The following is a 20,726-nucleotide window of genomic DNA, read 5'->3' as shown; positions in this document are numbered from 1 at the left end:
GGTCAGCGCTGGCCGTAGACGTTCTGATAGCGGTCGTAGAGCGCGTCGACCGATGCGCTCGGAATGCGAAGTGGCTGTCCCAGTTGGTAGGACAGATGTACCGATCGCGCGACGTCCTCGCACATGACAGCCGCCTTCACCGCCGATCGAGCGGTGGGTCCCACCGCGAACACACCGTGGTTCTGCATCAGCACGGCGGGAGATCGACTGTCCGCGAGGGTGTCGACGATGCCGCGGCCGATTGAGTCGTCGCCGATCGTGGCAAAGGGTCCGACCGGGATGTCTCCGCCGAACTCGTCCGCGCACATCGTGGTGACCACGGGAATCGGTTCTCCTCGGGCCGCCCACGCCACCGCGTACGGCGAATGTGTGTGCACCACACCGCCGATGTGATCGAGGTGTCGATAGACGTAGGCCTGCGCTTCGGTGTCCGATGACGGCGCATGGTCACCCTCGACCACATTTCCGTACAGATCGCACACCACCATGTTGCCGGGCGTGAGATCGTCGTACGAGACGCCACTGGGTTTGATGACCATCAGATCCCGGCCCGGAACCCGCGCCGAGACGTTGCCTGCCGTCCACACGACCAGTCCGTACCGCACCAACTCGGCGTGCAGGGTGCAGACGTCGCGGCGGATCTGCTCGATGGCCTCGCGCACGTCGTCGACGACGGTCATCGTGCATCCACCCTTCGGGTCAGCGCGTCACGTCGCAGTGCTCGCAGACGGCGCATGGTCGGCACGTCCCGGCCGAACCGGTCGTGCAATTCCAGGTAGATCTCGAACAGGGAGTCGTAGGCTTTCGATCGCGATTCGTCGGGCACGAAAGCGGCCCGGTGTACCTTGCCCATCGACTTCGAGGCGACGGGCACGTCCGGGTAGCACCCGGCCGCCACCGCCGCATGGATGGCAGATCCCAGAGCAGGTCCCTGTGCGGAGGCGATGACCGACAACGGCATTCGCAGCACATCGGCGTAGATCTGCATGAGCAGCGCGTTGCGTGCCAACCCGCCGGCGACGACGAACTCCTCGACCGGGACGCCACTGTTGCGGAAGGTTTCCACGATGACGCGGGTTCCGAATGCAGTTGCTTCGAGCAGCGCACGGTAGGTGTCCTCGGGACGCGTGGCCAGCGTGGTCCCGACGACCAGGCCGGAGAGCTCGTGATCGACCAGAACCGACCGGTTCCCGCTGTGCCAATCGAGCGCGACGAGTCCGTGCTCGCCCACGTCCTGCGCCTGCGCGAGGCGGGTCAGGTGTTCGTGCACCGACTCACCTGCCGCAGCAGCCGCCTCGCTGTACACCGCGGGAACCGATGTGCGCGTGAACCATCCGAAAATGTCGCCTACGCCGCTCTGGCCTGCCTCGTAGCCGAACGATCCGGCGACGATTCCGCCGTTCACAACCCCGCACATGCCGGGAACTTCCTTCAGGACGGTCGAGCTCATGACGTGGCAGGTCGAGGTCCCCATGATGGCGACCATTCGGCCCGGTTCCACCGCTCCGGCCGCGGGTGCCGTCACGTGCGCATCGACGTTGCCGACGGCGACGGCTATGCCCTCGGGAAGTCCGGTCCATCGCGCAGCCTCGGCGGTCAACGTACCTGCACGAGAACCCAACTCGCCCAGAGGCTGATCGAGCTTGTCGGCGACGAAGGAACCGAAGCCCGGTGCCAGTTCGGTGAGGAAGTCCACGGACGGGTAGTGCCCGTCCTGATAGATGCCCTTGTAACCGGCGGTACAGGCGTTGCGTACGTAGTGTCCGCACAGTTGCCACACGATCCAATCGGCGGCTTCGACCCATCGGTCCATCGCGTCGTAGATCTCGGAATCTTCCTCGTGAATCTGCAGTGCCTTGGCGAACTCCCATTCCGAGGAGATCAGTCCGCCGTAACGAGGCAGCCAACTCTCGCCGCGACGCGCGGCGAGTTCGTTGATGCGGTCCGCCTGCCCCTGTGCCGCATGGTGTTTCCACAATTTCACGTACGAGTGCGGTCGATCGGCGAAGCGCGGATCTTCGCACAGCGGAGTGCCGTCGGCGTAGGTGGGCACCATGGTGCACGCGGTGAAGTCGGTGGCGATGCCGACCACCTGCTCGGCCTCGATGCCCGCAGCGGCCAGCGCGGCGGGTACCGCCCGACGCAGGACGTCTCGATAGTCGTCCGGTACCTGCAGGGCCCATGCGTCGGGCAATCGGACCGTGCCGTCGGGCAGCGTCTCCTCGAGCACTGCGTGTCGGTAATCATTTACTGCCGAGGCGATTTCGGTGCCGTCGGACACCCGAACGACGACGGCGCGTCCGGACAGGGTGCCGAAGTCGACCCCAACCGTGTATCGGTCAACCGGCATTCAGATCTCCTTCGTGGGTCACCGACTGTGACGTGTGCAACACAGTGTGAGCGCTAACATCGTGTCGAGTCAAGTGTCTGCATCGCGAAGTGGGCGGATCCGACACGATGCGTTCGTCTCGGGTGGTCCTTGCCGCCTATGTCCGGATCGGAGTTACTCGCAGCGCTCGCATGCGCGCCTGTGCATACTGGTGTGATGCGGGCCACATGCGCGATCAGTTCGATGATCTCGGCCCGCCGGTCGCGCAACTCACTCACCGAAGAGGAGAACTCATGGCAGACAACAGAGCAGTGACGTACGCAGGACCGGGCAAGGTAGAGGTGCAGGACATCGCTTTTCCGGGCCTGGAGTTGACCGACGGCCCTGGTGTGAATCCGGCCAACGTCGGACGCAAGTGCGAGCACGGAGTGATTCTGAAGGTCGTCTCGACCAACATCTGCGGCAGTGACCAGCACATGGTTCGTGGGCGCACGACCGCGCCCGAGGGTCTGGTGCTCGGCCACGAGATCACCGGCGAAATCGTCGAGGTCGGACGCGACGTCGAGTTCCTGAAGGTGGGGGACATCTGCTCGGTTCCGTTCAACATCGCCTGCGGGCGGTGTCGAAACTGCAAGGAGCGCAAGACCGGAATCTGTCTCAACGTCAACCCCGATCGACCTGGCTCGGCCTTCGGCTACGTCGACATGGGCGGGTGGGTTGGCGGACAAGCCGAGTACGTCATGGCACCGTACGCAGACTTCAACCTGCTGAAGTTCCCCGATCGTGATCAGGCTCTGGAGAAGATTCTCGACCTGACCATGCTCTCGGACATCTTCCCCACCGGCTTCCACGGAGCGGTCACCGCAGGAGTCAAACCCGGTGCGACGGTGTACATCGCGGGCGCGGGACCGGTCGGCCTCGCTGCTGCGGTCGGTGCGCAGTTGCTGGGAGCGTCGGTGGTGATCGTGGGCGACATGAACGCCGACCGGTTGGCCCAGGCGCGAACGTTCGGCTGTGAGACCGTCGACGTGGGCAAGGGTGCACCGCAGGATCAGATCGAACAGATTCTCGGCGTGCCAGAGGTCGATGCCGCGGTGGATGCGGTGGGTTTCGAGGCCCGCGGTCACGGTGGAGATTCGTCGAGGGAGGCCCCGGCCACGGTTCTCAACTCGCTGATGGACATCACCACGGCGGGCGGCGGCATCGGCATCCCGGGGTTGTACGTGACCGGTGATCCCGGCGGCGTGGACGAGGCTGCTCAGCGCGGAGCTCTGTCGCTCAGCCTCGGCACCGGTTGGGCCAAGTCGCTGTCGTTCGCCACCGGGCAGTGCCCAGTGATGAGCTACCACCGCGAGTTGATGAATGCGATTCTGAAGGAACGTGTTTCGATCGCGAAGGCGGTGAACGCGACGGTCATCACCCTCGACGACGCACCGCGGGGCTACCGCGAATTCGACAGCGGAGTCGCTCAGAAATTCGTCATCGATCCACACGGCATGATCGCGAGCTGACACCAACCCTGCCGGCACGGTTACAGTCGAGAAGAACGCGACGGTGACCGTGCTGCGCCGAGTTCGGCCGATGTTCGTGACACCTATGCTGGGGTGATGTTCCTACTCTTCGGTTTCGGCAGCAAGCGCAAACACGTCGGCCCAGGCTCGACGCGGACCTGCCCGCGGTGCCACAACACCACGCAGTGGGCGCGCATGAAGCAGTACCAGCAATTCACGCTGTTCTTCGTCCCCGTTGCTCGGTGGAAGCGGGTCGAGTTCGAGCAGTGCGGAATCTGTGGCGAGGCAGTGTCGGTGTGAAAGCCTCCAGAATCCTCGGCTCGTGAACATCGCCGAGGACTACGCGGCATGGAAAGCGCTCGGCCCCGGTGGGCTACCCGCCAACATGGTGGGGTGGGCAATCACCAAGATCCTCACCCCGCTCGGTAGGGATCCGTTGACCGTGCGTGGCGTCGACGCCGCATCGTCGGCGTGGGAGCTGCCAACCCGGCCCGGTGTCGATGTTCGACGTCCTCGAGTCCTGTGCGCGTGCAGATTCCGATCGTCTTTACCTGGGCACAAGTCATTTCGAGAAGCGCGGGCAGGCTCTGTACGTGGTCGCCGAGGCCCGACGACCCGGTGTGGTGAGACAAGCCGGTGGGGAGATCGTTCACGTCCACCCCAGCGACGGGTCGCTGCACGTCGTCGCGCAGCACGGCGATGCCCAGCGCATCATCGATGCCGGTTGGGGAGAATTGCATCCGCTGGCCGGCCGCCCACCGATCGGACTTCCCGAGCCCTACGTCCTGCTGTACTCGCCTCGAGACCGTCACGACGTCGAGCAGATCACCCGGATCCTCTATCGCATTGTCGAAACTGCTGTCAGCACAACTTGATCGCTCGATCGCCGAGCGGCGCTCGGGAGCTCGGCAGCCCACGCGAGCTGCCGAGCCTCCGATGACGACTCACGCCGGTGCCAGCACCACCACCGAGTTGTGTCCGCCCATTCCCAGGGACGATTTGACGGTCAAGCCGGGCTCCGCAGCGGTGAAACCGTCGAGCAGCAACGGGTGCGCATCGGATACCTGCGGGGCTGCGGGCACGAGTCCACGCTCGAATCCCATCACCGCAGAGATGGTTTCGATCGCCGACGCCGCGCCTTGGCAATGTCCGGTCAACGGCTTCACCGAATACACCTGCGCGTGGGAGTCCAGCACCGTCTCCAACATGGTGGTTTCCGCTGCATCGCACTGCGCGGTGCCGGGTCCGTGGGCGTTGAGATACCGCACCTGCTTGGCAGTGACGTCGGCGTCGGCCAAGGCCTGCTCGAAGCAGTCCCGCACCTGGGTGAGCGCAGGGTCGATCGAGGTGGCGTGAAAAGCGTCGTGTGTCATCGAACCGCCCAGCACCCGTGCGTACGACGCCGAACTGCGCGTCGACAATACGAATGCCGTTGCGGCCTCGCCCATTCCGAAACCGCGGCTACCTTCTTGGAACGGCCGGCAGCCTTCCTGCGGCTCCACGTCCACGACACCGACGCCGAGCTTGACGAAGTGGTCTATGTTCTCCGAAGTCAGGGACAGATCCGTGGCGACGAACACCACGTCGTCGACGAATGCCGTATCGAGCCACATCTTGGCGGTGAGCAGACCGGCGTTGCCCGACGCGCACATCGCCGAGACGTTCATCGCCGGGCCGTGAAAGCCGTATTCCTGCATCAACAGCGACACCGGGGTAGACGGCATCAGCGTCAGGTAGTCCCGAACACGGCGTTCTCCGCCGTCGCGTAGATAGAAGTTGCGCCACTCGTCCACTTCACCCAGGACGACGGCATGGATCAGACCCACCCGTCGACCCGGCTGCCAGCCACGCGCCAACGCATCTTCGACGGCTTCGCGTGCGGCCCCGCGAAGTGCACGCCCGAATCGACTCGATCCGTCGTTCTCGTCCCCGCCGTCGGGAACTTTCGCGAGCCACACCGGATTGTGCCCGGGTCTGGTCCGGTCGTGGTGCAGGGTGGCCGCCGCCTTGCCGGTGAAGAGGCCGTCCCACAGTGCGGATGCGCCCCAGCCGTAGCCGGACAGTGCGCCGATCCCGGTGATGTCGATGCCATGAGAGCTCATCGTCGAAATCCATTTCTTTTCGAGGTACGCGAACCGGATTCGGCTCGCTCCTCGATTTAGCCCGGTAAACCGGCATCGGGTCCAGCCGAGAAAGAGGCATAGCGCCCGAATCGGGCGGTACACTCCAGAGGTGCCTCGGTAGGTGGTTCAATCGGGTGTTGACCGTCCGTCTACGAACGCGAGGACCGAGCATGGAATCAGGGGAGCGCAACAGCGTCGGCGACCCTGATTCACGTGCCGCGTCGCCAGGACTGGCGGATCGATATCGGGTTCTCGTCGAACATTCACCGGATGCGATCGGAGTCCATCGACGAGGCGTGATGGTCTACCTCAACCCCGCCGGAATGAAGTATCTCCGTGCCCGGAGTGCCGCCGACGTCATCGGCCGCCCGATCACGGCGTTCATCGCCCCCGAGTCCGTTGGGCCCATGCTCGAACGGATCGCCGCCCTCGACAGGCACGGCACCGCCAGTGCAGCGTCGGAGGCGACGGTACTGGCCCTCGACGGGACGGTCCTGACAATGGAAGCGGTGTCGGTTCGCACGGTGTGGAACGGCGAGCCGGCGTACCAGGTGATACTTCGGGATCTCACCGAGCACAAGGCTGCGCAGAGGGCGCTGCAGAAGCAAGCTGCACTGGTCGAGCACGTCAGCGACGCCATCATCGGGGTATCCGCCGACGGTCTGGTGTCGAGTTGGAATCCCGCCGCCGAGTCGGTCTACGGACGACCGGCCGAGGACGTACTCGGGCGTAGCGTCTCGCATGCGGTGGGGGTGCCGTGCGATCCGGCGGCCATTCTCGGTCTCGGTGGTCGGCTGTGCGAGTCGCATCGGCACGCGGACGGATCGGCGCTGGCCGTGATGGTCTCCGCAGCCCAGATGCCCGACGGTTACGTGTTGGTCTGTGCCGACCAGAGCGCGGTGCGCAGAGTCGAGGAACACTTCACCGCCGTCGTGGAATCGCTGGAGGCGGGGGTGGTGGTCCTCGATCACTCCGGCCGCATCGAATCGGCGAACCTCGCAGCGAAGACGATTCTCGACATTCAGGTCGGAATGGCGACGGCAGGACAGGCGTCGGTCCTTCCGTTTCGCGTGTACGGCACCGACGAGGGGCCGATCGAGCCGGACGAGCACCCGGTCGCCGTCACCAGCAAGACCGGACAACCCTGCCAGGCCGTGATCGGAATCGAACGGCGTCGGGACGGCCGACACTTCTGGTTGTCCTTGACGGCGACGATGCTCAACGCATCCGACCCGACCCCCTCGGTCGTCGCGACGTTCGTCGACATCACCGACACCTATCGAATGAGCATGAAGCTCGAGCATGCGGCCACACACGACGACCTGACCGGCCTACCGAACAGGCCGTTGATCCTGGCTCGTCTGGACGAGCAGTTGGCCGAGTCCGATCGCGAGGACTCGATGGCCGTGCTGTTCATCGACCTCGACAACTTCAAGACCATCAACGATCTGTACGGTCACACCGTCGGCGACGCCGTTCTGGGTGTGGTCGCAGACCGTCTGACGCGAGCCCTTCCGGCCGAAGCCTTCGTGGGGCGTATCGGAGGCGACGAGTTCGTGGCCGTCGTTTCGCACTGTGTGGGTACCGAGGCCGACGACGTACGCGCCGAACTCGCCACACCGATCACGGTCGCGGGGCGGGTGTTGACGGTGACTGCGAGCATCGGCGGCGTGACCGTCGACCGCGACGACACCCGAAGTGCCCTGGACATACTCGACGATGCCGATCACGAGATGTACCAGGCCAAGCCGATCACGCAGTACACTTCGCATTCATAACAACATTGGTAGCAATCTGTTGTTTCTGTTACCGAAGGTACGCATGGTGCGTGCGACTCGGACATACTTCGTCGGTGATATCGACCGTGCGCAGGTTCCTTCTCGTCGTACCCATGGTGATCCTGGCGGTCGCCGGGTTGCTGTTCTCTGCTGCAGGAACCGGTGCCGCTGCGCCCTCTGTGTGGCGCTACACGATGGTGGCGTTCGGTAACGACAGCGATCGAGACATGGATGTCTACGAATCCGGCGACGGCACCGATTTCACAGCGCTGCAGACAGCGGCGTACCGACCCCCGTCCGGAGTCGTGCGTGACGCGAGCATATTCCGGCACACCGACGGTATGTACTACGTGACGTACACGACCGGCGGCGGTGCGAACATCGGCGTCGCGCGCAGCAGTGACCGCGTGAACTGGACGTTCTTGCAGAACTTCCCCATTCCGTTCTGCTGCGCTTTCCTCCCGGGCACCGGAGCCGGTACCGGCTCGGCCAGCCCATCCGGGTTCAGCGGATCGGCCGGCTTCTCGGACGGACCGTCGTTGTCTCCGTTCACCACGAAGGCGTGGGCACCGGAGTGGTTCGTCGAGGGAGACCGTGTCAGCGTCATCGTGTCGCTGTCCACCGGCGGTGGGTTCGTGCCGTATCTGATGACGGCCCTGGATCCGGGCCTGAGGATGTGGAGCTTTCCGGTTCCGTTCGTCGGCATCGGAGCCGACCACATCGACACCACTGTGGTGAAAGTGGGGCCGACCTATCACGCGTTCACCAAGAACGAGACCCACAAGGTCATCGAACACTGGACGGCGCCGTCGTCGATCGGTCCGTACACCCTCGTCCCGAGCCGCGATTTCGGGCCACTGAAAGAAGGTCCGACCGTCATCGAATTACCCGACGGTACATGGCGGTTGTACTACGACGACTACACCAACCGAAAGTACTTCTACTCCGACAGCACCGATGGGTTGAACACCTGGTCCGAGCCTCGGGAACTCCCGGGTGTGTCGGACACCGTCCGTCACGTCGGTGTGATGAGAGAGCCCGCCTGACAGTGGATTTCGCGTCAGCCGGTGACTCCTGCGAGTGCCCGTAGCCCGGCCGCGATGAACTCCCCGGTGGCCTCCGCGGCATTGCCTGCACCGGCCCCGGTGTCGGAGCCCGACAGCGCGCGGTGGGTGATTCCCTCACCGATCACTCCGAGCTTGAAATTGGCCAGGGCGAGGTAGAAGCCCCAATCGTGAAGTTCTCGACCGGATTCCACTGCGTAGTGTTGTGCGAGGTCCGCCGCGGACGGGTATCGATCGCTCGTCCATGCAGCGTCTGCGCCGAGGACCGCATCGAAGACCGGTTGGCGGTAGATGCACATCAATGCGACGTCGGTCAGGGGATCACCGAGTGTCGACATCTCCCAGTCCACAACCGCAGCAACGGAACCGACGTCATCGGCGTCGAGAATGGTGTTGTCGACACGATAGTCGCCGTGCACGATGGACGACGCAGATCCCGCCGGTACGGCCGCTTCGAGCGCGCGATGCAATCGGTCGACATCGGGCAGGTCGCGAGTCTTGACTCGGTCCCACTGCCGAGCCCACGTGGCGACCTGCCGCGCGACGAAACCGTCGGGTCGGCCGAAGGTACCCAGGCCGACGGCGTCCGGATCCACCGCATGCAGTCGCGCGAGAACTCGAACCAGCTCCGCGGCGTTGGCAGTGACCTGCTCGTCCGTCAGATCGTCGAGATCTTCCCGCGTGCGGACCACTCGGCCGGGGACGAACTCCACGACGGTCATGGGCGCACCCAACGTGGAACCGTCTCGGTCGAACGCGACGGTTCGAGCGACCGGTACATCGGTGCCCGCCAGCGCCTCGGTGACGGCCCATTCCCGGGCCATGTCGTGCGCGGAGGGCGTCAGCCCACTGGTTGGAGGTCGACGGACGACCCAGGTCGAGGTGTCGTCGTACGCCCGGTAGGTGAGATTGGACCGACCGCCGCTGATCATCTCGACCGACAATGCGCCGTCGACGTCGATTCCGTGTTCTCGAAGAAACCTCTCCAGCGCAACGAGATTCATACCGGGCAGTTCGCTCACGCCTGTGCCTCCCGCGCTGCGCGCTTGGCAGCACCGATCGTCCGCTTGGCGATGGCCCACCGGTGTACCTCGGACGGGCCGTCGTAGACCCGGAACGGGCGTACTTCGCGGGAGAGCCTGGCCAACGGAAGATCGTCGGAAACCCCGAGACCGCCGCACATCTGGATACTGCGGTCGACGATACGGAAGATGGCCTCGGCAGCGAACGTCTTCGCGATCGACGTCTCGTTGGCCGCGTGCCCACCTCGATCCAACTCGAAGCACGCCACCGTCAGCAGCGCCCTGGTGGCCGCGATGTCGATCTCGTTGTCCGCGACCATCTTCTGCACCATGCCGAGGTCTCCGAGCTTTCCGCCGAATCCCTCGCGCCGGGCAACCTGCGCGACGGCGATGTCGTGCGCACGGCGGGAGGCTCCGAGCCAGCGCATCACGTGCGTCATCCGGGCAGGGCCCAATCGAACCTGGGCGTACGCGAATCCCTCGTCGACGGCACCGAGCACGTTCTCGTCGGGCACGAACGCGTTCTCGAAGAACACCTCGCAGTGACCGCCGATCATCGCTTTGTCCAAAGTACCGATGTGTCGGCCGACCCTGATTCCCGCGGTGTCGGCGGGTGCCAGGAACATCGTGGCCCCGCCGCGATCGCCGGGCGCGCCCGAGGTGCGGGCCATGATGATGAAGAAGCCTGCGCCGTCGGCTCCGGTGATGAACCACTTGTGCCCGTTGATCTTCCAGCCACCCTCGACTCGCTCGGCGGCGGTGGTGAGTGCCGCGGGATCGGAACCGGCACCCGGCGCGGGTTCGGTCATCGCGAAAGCCGACCGCACGTCGCCGCGCGCGAGCGGAGCGAGAAACTGCTCTTTCTGCGCTGCCGACGCGATGTGAGCGAGCATGTGCACGTTGCCTTCGTCGGGGGCTCCGAGGTTGAGGGCGATCGGACCGAACAGCGAGTATCCGGCTTCCTCGAACACCGGTGCCCGGTCGCTCATCGACAGCCCGTGGCCGCCGTACTCGACCGGCGCGTGCGGCGCGAACACGCCTGCGTCCTTGGCGGCCGCCTGCATCTCGATGCGTAGATCGTCACCTCCGGCGTCGGCGACGTTGCCCAGGAATCGGTCTTCGATGGGAAGCACATGATTGCGGGTGAACGTGCGTGTCCGATCGATCAGCTTCTCGATGTCGGGGTCGTACGTCAGATCGATGGCCACGATGCGCTCCCATTCCGGTACCGACCGAACACTCGCTCGGTCACTGGAAGATTGGCACAATCGGTCGGTCGGGTCAAGGATCCCCGGGTAGCTATCGGTGCCCGCCGGTCGTGGCACCCACCGTGCGACGGGCGATGTCGAGATAGACCGCCACCAGCTCGCTCGGAGTCGACGGCCCGTCCGGTCGATACCACGTCGCTACGCCGACACACATCGTCGTCACGGCTCGACTGGCGTCCCTCGGGTGCGGTGTGTCGAACAGGCCCGCATCGACACCGGCGGCGACGATCGCGTCGAGCAGTCGTTGCTCCTCGTCCCGTTTGGCAATGTAGGCGGAGCGGTTCCCGGGATCCAGGCTGCGGATTTCCGTCGAGCACACGAATGCGGCGTCGCGCCTGTGAATGTGGAACAGCAGTAGCGATTCGACGACGGCGTCGAAACGGTCACTCGGCGACGTACCGGCACCGGCCTCGGCCGATCGAGTTCGCTCCAACAGCTCGTCCATCGCCGCGTCCATGATGCCCACCAGAAGAGCCTGCTTCGACGGAAAGTGGTGGTAGAGCCCGGGAACCGACAGTCCGGCTTCTGCTGCGATCTGCCGCACCGATGTTCCGTGGTAGCCCTGTTCCACGAACGTCTTCAACGCCGACGACAAGGCAGGGGAGAGGTTCGAGCCCTCGTACGTTCGCCAGGTGGATGTCGCGGTCATGCGCCCACCGTAGATGGCCGGGCGGCGGGTGTGGTCCCGGAAGCACCCGGTTGACACTTCTGTTGTGATCCGTAACACTACCGAGTATCGACCGAGCGAGTGTTCGGTCGGTCGATCTCGGTCAGGCCAACGTTCGATGGAAAGAGTCCTCGATGCCCCTCACCATCCTCGATGCCTGGCGCGCCCGGGTGTTCCGGTCGCCCGACCGGCCTGCATTGGCGTACTTCGATGCCGTTCTCACCGCCTGCGAGGTCGACGAGGCCTCCGACGCTCTCGCTGCCGCGTTCGCGGACCGCGGAGTGAATCCCGGTGACCGCGTCGGCATCTACCTGCAGAACGTTCCGCACTACGCACTGACGTTCTTGGCGCTGTGGAAGATCGGTGCCGTAGCTCTGATCCTGAATCCGATGTACCGCAACCGAGAACTGCGACACCTGCTCGACGACGCGGAGCCCGTAGCGCTCGTGTGCGACGAGTCGGATCTCGGCGAGCTCGAAACCTCGTTGCAAGGCAGTACGATTCGGTTCTTCGTGAGCACCAGCGGACTGGATCTGCAGACTCGCAACGATCCGCGAGTGTTCGCCGCGACGACGCGGGTCACGCCCACACCCGAGAACGACATGCTCGGCCTCGTCGAGGCCTACCGCGGTCGAATGCCGGAGGACACCGCACCGCAGCCGGACGATCTTGCGCTGTTGGCATACACCTCCGGAACCACGGGGCCGCCCAAGGGGGCCCGGATCTCGCACGCCAACGCGTTCGCGACGGCCTCGGACTTCGGTGAGCGTGCGGGCACGGAGGACGGCGACGTCGTCTTCGCCGTCGCGCGCCTGTTCCACATCACCGGGGCCATGCTCGATGCTGCTGTGGCTCTGGTGCGCGACTGCGTGCTCGTGTTCGCTCACCGCTTCCACGCAGGCGTCACACTGGACGCTTTCGTCGAGCATCGAGTCACCTACACCATCGGATCCATCACCGTGTTCAACGCGATCTCCGAGAGCCCCGGCGCGGACCGCAGACATTTCGCCTCCGTCAAGGCGCTGTACTCCGGCGGCGCACCCATTCCGCCGGCCACCGTCTCCGCGTTCGAGGCGAAGTTCGGGTGCTACATCCACAACGCGTACGGAATGACCGAGACCACCGCAGGCGTGATCGCGGTACCGCCAGGACTCCGGGCACCGGTGGACGCGTCGAGTGGATCGTTGTCCGTCGGACTGCCCCTCCCTCGCGTGCGGTTGCGCACACTCGATCCCACCGGGCTACCCACCGAAACGGGAGTAGCCGGCGAGTTGGAAGTGTCCGGGCCGCAGGTGGTCTCGGGGTACTGGCAGAACCCGGAGGCGTCGGCGTCGACGATGCCCGAAGGTCGCCTGCACACCGGGGACGTAGCGATCATCGACGAACAGGGCTGGGTCTACCTCGTCGACCGACTCAAGGACCAGATCAACGTCTCCGGATACAAGGTCTGGCCCCGAGAAGTCGAGGACGCCCTCTACGAACACCCGATGGTGTTCGAGGCAGCCGTGGTCGGTCGTCCCGACACCTATCAAGGGGAATCGGTGGTCGCGTACGTGTCGGTCCGCAGTGGTCCGGCCGTGACCACGGACGAGCTGATGGCCTTCGCGCGCGATCGGCTCGCTGCCTACAAACGTCCGAAAGAAATCCACATCATCGACGAGCTGCCCAAGACGCAGACCGGGAAGATTCGTCGCGCAGCACTCAAACCTGTTTCAGCACAGACTCACTCGAGCGAAAGTGGCACCCCATGACCGTCGGATCACCCCGCGACACCCGCTCGACACCGGACATCTCCTCGCGGAAGAAGTCGTTGTTCGCCAGCACGATCGGCAACGTACTCGAATGGTACGAGTGGAGCGCCTACGCAGTGTTCGCGCCGTTCATCGCCGCGGCGATGTTCAGCCAGAGCGATCCGGTCTCGGCCCTGCTGTCGACGTTGGCGGTGTTCGCCGTCGGATTCCTGATGCGGCCGCTCGGCGGCATCGTGTTCGGCCGGATCGCAGACAAGAAGGGGCGCAAGTTCGTTCTCGTCACCACCATGCTGATGATGGCAGCCGGGAGCCTGCTGATCGGCATCATGCCCACCTACGGAGCGATCGGGGCCTGGGCATCGGTACTGCTGCTGCTCGCCCGCGTCATGCAGGGTTTCGCGCACGGCGGCGAGTCGGCGACGGCCTACTCCTACGTCGGCGAGATCGCGCCACCGAACCGTCGAGGCATGTGGGGAAGCGTCGCGTTCGTCGCGATCTTCGGTGGCTCGGCACTGGCATACACGGTCGGTGGCGTCATCACCTCGACCCTGTCCGAATCTGCTGTCGGTCAATGGGGTTGGCGCATCCCGTTCCTGCTGGGTGCACTCCTGGCGCTGTTCGCTCTGTACCTGCGCAAGAACATGGACGAGAGCGACGTCTTCGATTCGGAACAGAACAAGGTGAAGCAGGCCCCGATCGCACGCAAGACCGTCGTGAAGGCGATCGTATTGATGATCGGAATGACGTCGGGAATCACGGCGGCGCACTACACCTGGACCTCCTACGTCTCGACGTTCGCCATCACACAGCGTGGGATGAACCCCGACACCGCGTACTGGATGCTGGTCATCGCTCAGTTGATCGCGTTGGTGTCGCTGCCGTTCTTCGGTCGTCTCTCGGATTCGATCGGTCGTCGGCCGATGCTGGCCGCCTTCGCCGTGCTGATGTTCGTTCTGCAGATCCCGCTGACGATGATGATCTCGACGCAGTGGTGGACGTTGCTGCTCCCGTCGACGGTTGCACTGCTCGTCATCGCCGTTCCGGCTTCGATCCTGTCGTCGACACTGTCGGAGAGCTTTCCCACCCGACTCCGCACGCAGGCAATCGGATTCGCCTATTCGTTCTCGGTGGCGGTATTCGGCGGAACTGCGCCCTATCTCAACCAACTCTTCCTCGGCCTCGATCTGGGCTGGGTGTTCGGCGTGTACATCATGTTCCTGGCCGCGATGACCGGTGTCGCGTGCTTCTTCATGAAGGAAACCAAGGGAATTCGACTCGAAGATGTCTGAACCGACTTCGGTCGAGCTTGCTCCTGACGTGACGTGAGGTTCTACCGTCTGATTCATGAACAACAACGGTCCGATCACCTGGGGAATCGGTGACGTCGCGCGTCGAACCGGCGTCACCGAACGTACGTTGCGGTACTACGAGGAACTGGGTTTGCTCGCCCCCGACCGAGACGGCGGGGGCAGGCGTCGGTACGACGGGGGAGACCTCGATCGGCTGTACCGAATTCGGTTGCTCCGAGAATTGGGTACACCGCTTGCCGATGTCGATCCGGAAGCGATGGACCTCCAGCACCTGACGCGGCAGCACCTGACCGACCTGGACCATCGGATGGCACAGCTCGCCCGGGTGCGCGAACGGGTTCGGGCGGTCGAGGACCGGCTTCTGCAGGGCGCTCAGCCGGGAGACGACGCCCTGTTGGACCTGCTGTCGGGCCTGTCGACCGACGAGCCGGCGGTGACCAGGCGTACCACCTTGCTCGTCTATCGAGACATCGCGGCAGCCCATTCCTACCTCGTCGACGTGCTGGGACTCGCACCGGGACCGATCGAATACGACGGCGACCGAGCAGTCCACGGCGAGGTTCACGCCGGTGACGGTGTTGTCTGGTTGCACCGCGAGGCTCCTGAACATCGGATGGTGTCGCCCCTGACCAACGGCATGGTCACCGCCTCGCTCGCTGTCCTGATCGACGACGTGGACACCCATCATGGACGGGTGTCCGCAACCGGCGCAGCAATCGACTACGCGCCCACCGACATGCCCTACGGCGTCAGGGAGTACGGCGTTCGTGATCTCGAGGGTCACCTGTGGTCCTTCCAGACGCCGATCTCGGAACCGGTGGCGTCCTGAATCCGTTTGTCCCTCAGCGGATTCGTCGGTGATCGAGCAATGAGGTCGATGCAGTATCGGCGAGGTCACTGCCTCCCAGAAGACGCATGAGCAGAAGGCCGTCGAGCATCGCCACGGCAGCTGCCGCTTCCGTTCGTCGATGGTGCGCGTCGCCGACCACGAAGCCCCCGAGCCATTCGATCCAGCCCTCGACCAAGTGCGAGGCCACAGATCTGTAGGGCTCGAGTCCTGCTGTTGCTTGTCCGATCGCCTCGAAGTACAGACCGAACAGCGGATCGTACTCAGGCTGTGCCACAACCGGCCACGCCGTCGCGACCAGCGCGCGGTGATCCCTCATCGGCGTCGAGAACGCCGCGGCCAACACGGTTTGCAATCGATCTCCGACTACCGACAGCACAGACGTGACGAGGTCGTCCTTCGTCGGGAAGTAGTAGACGACCGTGCGATCGCTGATCTTCAAACGCGCTGCGAGTCTGCCGAAGGTCAAGCGGCTCAGGCCGCCTTCCAGGGCGGCGTCCAGTGCCACGGACAGCATCTCCTCGCGTGAATGTCTCTTGACCACTCCTTGATTGTAGTGGCCACTACAGGTAGCTTGAGTTGTAGTGACCACTACAACTCGAAGGAGACGTCATGCGTACACGTTCGACTCCACTGCTCGCCCTGTCGGTTCTGCGATCGACCGCCGGAGTGGTCTCGTGGGTGAGTCCAGCGCACTCGTGGCGTGCCTTCGGTCTCGGACCCATGCGTCAAGCCGGAAGTGCGGGGGTGGCGACGCGTCTGTTCGGAGTTCGCGATCTCGCGCTGGGAATGGCACTGCACCACCCATCCGCAGACGTTCGCAAAGCAGCTGTGGAGGCCGGGATCGTGATCGATGTTCTCGACGTCGCGGCAAGTGTGATCGGACGTCGTGCGGGCGCGCCTGCGGCGAGTCTGGCCGGAGTGGCCGCCGGCGCAACGCTGTTCGTCGTGCTGGGCGTGACGATCATCGCGGACTCGGATTCCTGGTGATCATCCGGTCAGCGCGTCGGTATCGGTCGCCGCCTGTCGTACATCCTCGGTCGGGGTGACGTATTTCGTGAAGCACGGCTAGCTTGGACGGCATGCGTCGGCTGGGCGCGGTGGATATCCGACAGAAGGGCGAACTCCCATGACCGATGACACGCTGGCCGACTTCGAGCGAACCGAGTTCACCGCGGACGGGCGGACCGCGCCGGTATATCGCATCGGAACCGGACCGGCCGTGATCGTGATGTCGGAAATGCCGGGCATCACTCCGAGGGTCGCGGACTTCGCGAGAACCGTTGCCGGAATCGGTTGTACGGCCGTTGTTCCGCACCTGTTCGGAGTCGACGGCAAGGATCCGCTGGCCGCCCCGCTGGGACCGCTCGGCACCGTGGCCACCATGTCCCGCGCCATGGTGCCGGCATGCATCAGCCGCGAATTCACCATCCTGGCCACCGGCAGATCGTCGCGCATCGTGGTGTGGTTGCGCGCTCTGGCAGCGCAGGAGCACGAGCGCTGCGGCGGACCGGGCGTCGGTGCCATCGGAATGTGCTTCACCGGCGGATTCGCTCTTGCGATGGCAGCGGACGATCGACTGATCGCACCGGTGCTCTCGCAGCCCTCACTTCCGTTCGCGGCATCGAAGTCTCGCGCTAGGTCCATCGACATCACCCCCGGCGACCTCGACAAGGTGAAGAGTCGTTGTGCAGCAGGCGAGCTCACGGTCCTGGGGATGCGTTTCGAAGGCGACAAGATGTGCCCGCCCGCGCGATTCCAATGGTTGCGCGAGCAGCTCGGCGACGCATTCGTCTCGGTGGAACTGCCCGACTCCGCCTTCAACCCGGAAGCATTCGGACCGCCGCATTCGGTCGTCACCGAAGGACTGATCGATGCTCCGGGGGAGCCGACACGGCAGGCGTTGGATCAGGTGCTCGACCTGTTCCGTAGTCGGTTGCTGCCGACAGAGTGAGTAGATCGCTGTCTCGCCCCTGCCGAGTACCGAGCAACTCGGTCGGCGAGCCCTGAATTCACGACCACGGAACGGTGGCCTGCAGAACCGCCTCCTTCAACGCGCCGGTCCGCAGTGCCGTCACCGCCTGGTAATCGGGATCGGCCACCATGTCGCTGAACGCCTTGCGCGAGGGGTACTGCACCAGCAGAACCGCATCCCAGGCCTGACCGTCGTCGGCTACCAATGCCGTCGAGCCGTCGCCCGCATACAGCACCGTCGCGCCGTAGCGCGGGAGGAACGTCTCGTCCAGTGCTTTCGCATACTCTGCGTACGAATCGCGGCCACCGTCGGCGAACCGCAGCAGGTTGAGCATCACCACAGGCCCACCGGGGTCTTCTTCCAGATAGCGCCTGAGGTCTCTTCCGCGGGGATCGACAGCCATCGATCGAGTATGCGTCAGCCGACGATCCGATGGAGAGGAAATTGCCACCGCGCACGCACCACCGACGGCACCACGCATCGAAAATCCAGCACGGACGGCGGCGAAGGGCCTCCGAATGCAGATACAACCGACAGTATCGGTGACACCGCCGGGCGGTTGGCCATGGTGGTTGTCATGGGAGCGCGCTCGATTTCTTGGCCCGGGTGACAGCTCCTCGGGACAGTCGACCGCTCGTTCAGCGAGTCGATCCGCTGTTCGATGCCGAGACGGTGGTTCCATGGTCAGCGGTAGAACTTGTAGAGCGGGAAACCAGTGACTCGATGAATGGGAAGTGTGTCGTCCATGGCCGATGTTGAGAAAGTGACCGTATTCGGAACTGGAGTGCTCGGTTCGCAGATCATGATGCAGGCGGCGTACCATGGGAAAACCGTTGTGGGATACGATATTTCAGACGAATTGTTGGCCAAACTGCCGGATCGCTGGGAATGGATGCGCGGATACTACAAGCGCGACCTGAAGACCTTCGACGAGGCACGCTTCGACGAGGCCATCGAATCCATCACGACCACCACCAGCGTCGCGGAAGCCGTTTCGGACGCCGACCTGGTGATCGAAGCGGTTCCGGAGGATCTCGAGCTGAAGAAACGTGTCTGGTCGGATATCGGCGCGTCCGCCCCGCCGAGAACTATCTTCGTGACCAACTCGTCGTCGCTACTGCCCAGCAGCTTTGCGGAGGCCACCGGGCGGCCGGATAAATTTCTCGCACTGCACTTCGCCAATCTCGTGTGGCGGTACAACACAGGTGAGGTGATGGCAACTGCTGCAACAGATCCCGTTCACTTCGATACCGTATTGAACTTCGCTTCGGAGATCGGTCTCGTTCCCGTTCCGGTCCGAAAGGAAGTACCGGGATACGTGTTGAACAGTCTGTTGATTCCGCTGCTGCAAGCAGGAGCCAACCTCTATGTCGGCGGTGTTGCCAATCCTGCCGACATCGACAATGTATGGCGAATAGCCACCGGGGCGCCCGCGGGTCCGTTCCAGATATACGACACGGTCGGCTTCAACGTCGCAGCACACATCGCGCGCGCAAGCGGTGGCGAGGACCAAGTGAAATTCGCCGATATGCTGCAGAAGGGCATCGACGCGGGAAAGACAGGCCTCGGGGACGGAGAGGGTTTCTACACGTACGATTCCGACGGCCGGCGACTCGATGCTGTCGAGTCGTGGAACATCAACTGAACGCGCTCGATCACTGTCTCGTTCCGATGGAAGAGGCTGTTGTCGAGGTATGGCCCGGACAGCTTCCTGTCGTAGCCCGTCGCGCACCGCAGCGATGGCCGCCGAGCCGAATCAACCGAGTTGCCGCAGTTGAATCGCCGTGTCGAGTGCCAGCCGATGCCACGCCGATCGCGGATCTCGGCCGGTCAGTTCCTGGGCTCGGCGCAGTCGATAACGCAACGTTTGCGGATGCACATGCAACTGTGCCGCTGCGGCCGTGGCGGTGCCGGTGGCGATGAAGGTCGAAAGCCCGTCGAGGATATGCGCATTCGCGGCTTCGATGAGCGAGCCGAGTACGGTGCGCACCACCTCGCTCGTGTCCGCGGTGGGCCGCGCGGTCAACAGTGCCAGCAGCTGCCCGTCGCCGGTGTCGAGCACGGCACGATCGTCGAACGCATGATCCGGTGCCGTGTCCAGAGCATCGGAAGCGAGCCTCCACGCGCCGCTGACACCGGCAATGGTCGACAGCTCCACGAGGCATCCACGCACACCGGTCGCTCGGGACGCGCCGTCGGCACGGTCTCGACCGATCGAGGAAGGCAGCAGCAGGATCGCCCGCTGCTCGCGTCGGGTGCACAGGTGACTGCGCGTCGTTGACGGCGCGGTGCGATCGGGCGGCGCGAGTCCCAGTGCGAGAACCAGAGATTCGATGGTGTCATCGGTCAGTGCTCTGCCCGCGCTTGTCATTTCCACCACCAGTAGATTCGGGTGACTGGACAGTTCCAGGTCGAGTTCGCGGGCGCGATCGGCCACCGCTCCGGGCGAGTTGTGTCTGTTCGCCAGCAGGTCGTCGAGCAAGAGGGCGTGAGCCTGCGCCCGATTGGATGTGAGTTGTTCGCGCGCAACGATGTACGCGCCGATGATCTCCTCGGATATCGCGTCGATGGCGTCGAGCACGCCCAGGCTGAGATCGGCGATGTCCGGTGGGTCGAGCGCATCGAGGTACTCGGTCGCCACGTGCCGAACGAACACGCTCGATGCAACTCGATAGGCTCTGAGCACGTCGGCCAACGGTCGGCCGTCGGCTGCGCGGGCCGCACCGATCGCGCGAAATCGGCTGTGATCACGTCCGTCGAGAGCCGGATCTCCGCCTGCCCACAGCGTCATCAGGCGACGCAGCGACCAGTAGGCGATCGCCTCGACATCGGCCGACTGCGGACCGTCCAGGGTGCGGTAGACCGGAATTGCATCCCGCACGGCCTGCACTGCCGACGCCACCACAGCCACCAGTTCCGCTTCGATCTCGGCGACCACCGCGGCCCGGGCTCGGTACATCGCGGCATCGTCTCATATTTGTCGGTGGCTGATGAACCGTATTGTCAACGAAGCCGATTTCCTTGAGTTCCGGCACCCACGACAGCACAGTCGAGGGAGACAGTCGGGTCGAGCAGAAGAGT

Annotated in this window: 20 protein-coding genes; 11 read left to right on the top strand and 9 right to left on the bottom strand. The window is 64.3% G+C overall.

The window, feature by feature from the left end:
• Nucleotides 1–2: 2 nt before the first annotated feature.
• Nucleotides 3–680: an L-ribulose-5-phosphate 4-epimerase gene (locus CH296_RS02330; RefSeq protein WP_094683934.1), complete on the bottom strand. Its 678-nt coding sequence runs from the start codon at nt 678–680 to the stop codon at nt 3–5.
• Nucleotides 677–2,350, bottom strand: a complete 1,674-nt coding sequence (araB, locus tag CH296_RS02325; RefSeq protein WP_094683933.1) for a ribulokinase — start codon at nt 2,348–2,350, stop codon at nt 677–679. Before araB ends, CH296_RS02330 begins: the two co-directional genes overlap by 4 nt.
• A 272-nt stretch (nt 2,351–2,622) precedes the next feature.
• On the opposite strand from araB, the gene fdhA reads away from it, so the two are divergent.
• From fdhA to CH296_RS02310, 3 genes are all read left to right on the top strand, one after another.
• Nucleotides 2,623–3,840, top strand: a complete 1,218-nt coding sequence (gene fdhA, locus CH296_RS02320; RefSeq protein WP_045200100.1) for a formaldehyde dehydrogenase, glutathione-independent — start codon at nt 2,623–2,625, stop codon at nt 3,838–3,840.
• Between the two features lie 96 nt (nt 3,841–3,936).
• On the top strand, nt 3,937–4,140 hold the full coding sequence (locus tag CH296_RS02315; RefSeq protein WP_094631541.1) for a zinc-ribbon domain-containing protein: 204 nt from the start codon (nt 3,937–3,939) through the stop codon (nt 4,138–4,140).
• 200 nt (nt 4,141–4,340) lie between these two features.
• Nucleotides 4,341–4,715: a luciferase family protein gene (locus CH296_RS02310; RefSeq protein WP_143546307.1), complete on the top strand. Its 375-nt coding sequence runs from the start codon at nt 4,341–4,343 to the stop codon at nt 4,713–4,715.
• 69 nt (nt 4,716–4,784) lie between these two features.
• Here CH296_RS02310 and CH296_RS02305 read toward each other — a convergent pair whose 3' ends face one another.
• Complete coding sequence (locus CH296_RS02305; RefSeq protein WP_094683931.1) at nt 4,785–5,942, bottom strand: beta-ketoacyl synthase N-terminal-like domain-containing protein; 1,158 nt, start codon at nt 5,940–5,942, stop codon at nt 4,785–4,787.
• Between the two features lie 191 nt (nt 5,943–6,133).
• On the opposite strand from CH296_RS02305, the gene CH296_RS02300 reads away from it, so the two are divergent.
• Both CH296_RS02300 and CH296_RS02295 read left to right on the top strand, forming a co-directional pair.
• Nucleotides 6,134–7,741 carry a bifunctional diguanylate cyclase/phosphodiesterase gene (locus tag CH296_RS02300; RefSeq protein WP_094683930.1) on the top strand — a complete coding sequence of 536 codons (1,608 nt, stop codon included), beginning with the start codon at nt 6,134–6,136 and terminating at the stop codon, nt 7,739–7,741.
• A gap of 113 nt (nt 7,742–7,854) precedes the next feature.
• Complete coding sequence (locus CH296_RS02295; protein WP_094683929.1) at nt 7,855–8,787, top strand: arabinofuranosidase; 933 nt, start codon at nt 7,855–7,857, stop codon at nt 8,785–8,787.
• Between the two features lie 14 nt (nt 8,788–8,801).
• Here the strand turns inward: CH296_RS02295 and CH296_RS02290 are convergent, their stop codons facing one another.
• The 3 genes from CH296_RS02290 to CH296_RS02280 all read right to left on the bottom strand — a co-directional run bounded on the left by CH296_RS02290 (nt 8,802) and on the right by CH296_RS02280 (nt 11,744).
• Nucleotides 8,802–9,827 (bottom strand): phosphotransferase family protein, encoded by a 1,026-nt coding sequence (locus tag CH296_RS02290; RefSeq protein ID WP_094683928.1) that lies wholly within the window; start codon nt 9,825–9,827, stop codon nt 8,802–8,804.
• Nucleotides 9,824–11,035 (bottom strand): acyl-CoA dehydrogenase family protein, encoded by a 1,212-nt coding sequence (locus tag CH296_RS02285; protein WP_032394250.1) that lies wholly within the window; start codon nt 11,033–11,035, stop codon nt 9,824–9,826. The genes CH296_RS02290 and CH296_RS02285 overlap by 4 nt, the downstream gene beginning before the upstream one ends.
• Before the next feature lie 91 nt (nt 11,036–11,126).
• Nucleotides 11,127–11,744, bottom strand: coding sequence for a TetR/AcrR family transcriptional regulator (locus tag CH296_RS02280; RefSeq protein WP_032394273.1), 618 nt, complete (start codon nt 11,742–11,744; stop codon nt 11,127–11,129).
• Nucleotides 11,745–11,896: 152 nt separating this feature from the next.
• On the opposite strand from CH296_RS02280, the gene CH296_RS02275 reads away from it, so the two are divergent.
• The 3 genes from CH296_RS02275 to CH296_RS02265 are packed head-to-tail and all read left to right on the top strand — an operon-like array spanning nt 11,897 to nt 15,652.
• Entirely contained in the window at nt 11,897–13,513 is a 1,617-nt protein-coding gene (locus CH296_RS02275) for a class I adenylate-forming enzyme family protein (protein WP_094683927.1), read from the top strand.
• The gene (locus CH296_RS02270; RefSeq protein ID WP_045196129.1) at nt 13,510–14,802 is read left to right on the top strand and encodes an MFS transporter; all 1,293 of its coding nucleotides are present in this window, start codon (nt 13,510–13,512) and stop codon (nt 14,800–14,802) included. The genes CH296_RS02275 and CH296_RS02270 overlap by 4 nt, the downstream gene beginning before the upstream one ends.
• A gap of 55 nt (nt 14,803–14,857) precedes the next feature.
• The gene (locus CH296_RS02265; protein WP_094683926.1) at nt 14,858–15,652 is read left to right on the top strand and encodes a MerR family transcriptional regulator; all 795 of its coding nucleotides are present in this window, start codon (nt 14,858–14,860) and stop codon (nt 15,650–15,652) included.
• A 13-nt stretch (nt 15,653–15,665) separates the two neighbouring features.
• Here CH296_RS02265 and CH296_RS02260 read toward each other — a convergent pair whose 3' ends face one another.
• Nucleotides 15,666–16,214 carry a TetR/AcrR family transcriptional regulator gene (locus CH296_RS02260; RefSeq protein ID WP_143546306.1) on the bottom strand — a complete coding sequence of 183 codons (549 nt, stop codon included), beginning with the start codon at nt 16,212–16,214 and terminating at the stop codon, nt 15,666–15,668.
• A 68-nt stretch (nt 16,215–16,282) separates the two neighbouring features.
• On the opposite strand from CH296_RS02260, the gene CH296_RS02255 reads away from it, so the two are divergent.
• Together CH296_RS02255 and CH296_RS02250 are read left to right on the top strand one after the other, a co-directional pair.
• The gene (locus tag CH296_RS02255) at nt 16,283–16,660 is read left to right on the top strand and encodes a hypothetical protein (RefSeq protein WP_094683924.1); all 378 of its coding nucleotides are present in this window, start codon (nt 16,283–16,285) and stop codon (nt 16,658–16,660) included.
• A gap of 139 nt (nt 16,661–16,799) precedes the next feature.
• A complete protein-coding gene (locus CH296_RS02250) occupies nt 16,800–17,624 on the top strand; it encodes a dienelactone hydrolase family protein (protein WP_094683923.1) in 825 nt (274 codons plus the stop codon).
• A gap of 58 nt (nt 17,625–17,682) precedes the next feature.
• Here CH296_RS02250 and CH296_RS02245 read toward each other — a convergent pair whose 3' ends face one another.
• Nucleotides 17,683–18,048 (bottom strand): DUF1330 domain-containing protein, encoded by a 366-nt coding sequence (locus CH296_RS02245; protein WP_032394254.1) that lies wholly within the window; start codon nt 18,046–18,048, stop codon nt 17,683–17,685.
• Between the two features lie 342 nt (nt 18,049–18,390).
• On the opposite strand from CH296_RS02245, the gene CH296_RS02240 reads away from it, so the two are divergent.
• On the top strand, nt 18,391–19,290 hold the full coding sequence (locus tag CH296_RS02240) for a 3-hydroxyacyl-CoA dehydrogenase (protein WP_094684073.1): 900 nt from the start codon (nt 18,391–18,393) through the stop codon (nt 19,288–19,290).
• A 111-nt stretch (nt 19,291–19,401) separates the two neighbouring features.
• Here the strand turns inward: CH296_RS02240 and CH296_RS02235 are convergent, their stop codons facing one another.
• Complete coding sequence (locus CH296_RS02235; protein ID WP_094683922.1) at nt 19,402–20,604, bottom strand: helix-turn-helix domain-containing protein; 1,203 nt, start codon at nt 20,602–20,604, stop codon at nt 19,402–19,404.
• Nucleotides 20,605–20,726 lie beyond the last annotated feature (122 nt).

Origin of the sequence: Rhodococcus sp. 14-2496-1d, assembly GCF_002259365.1 — a bacterium.
GTDB lineage: Bacteria > Actinomycetota > Actinomycetes > Mycobacteriales > Mycobacteriaceae > Rhodococcoides.
This window is presented reverse-complemented; position numbering and strand designations above follow the sequence as displayed.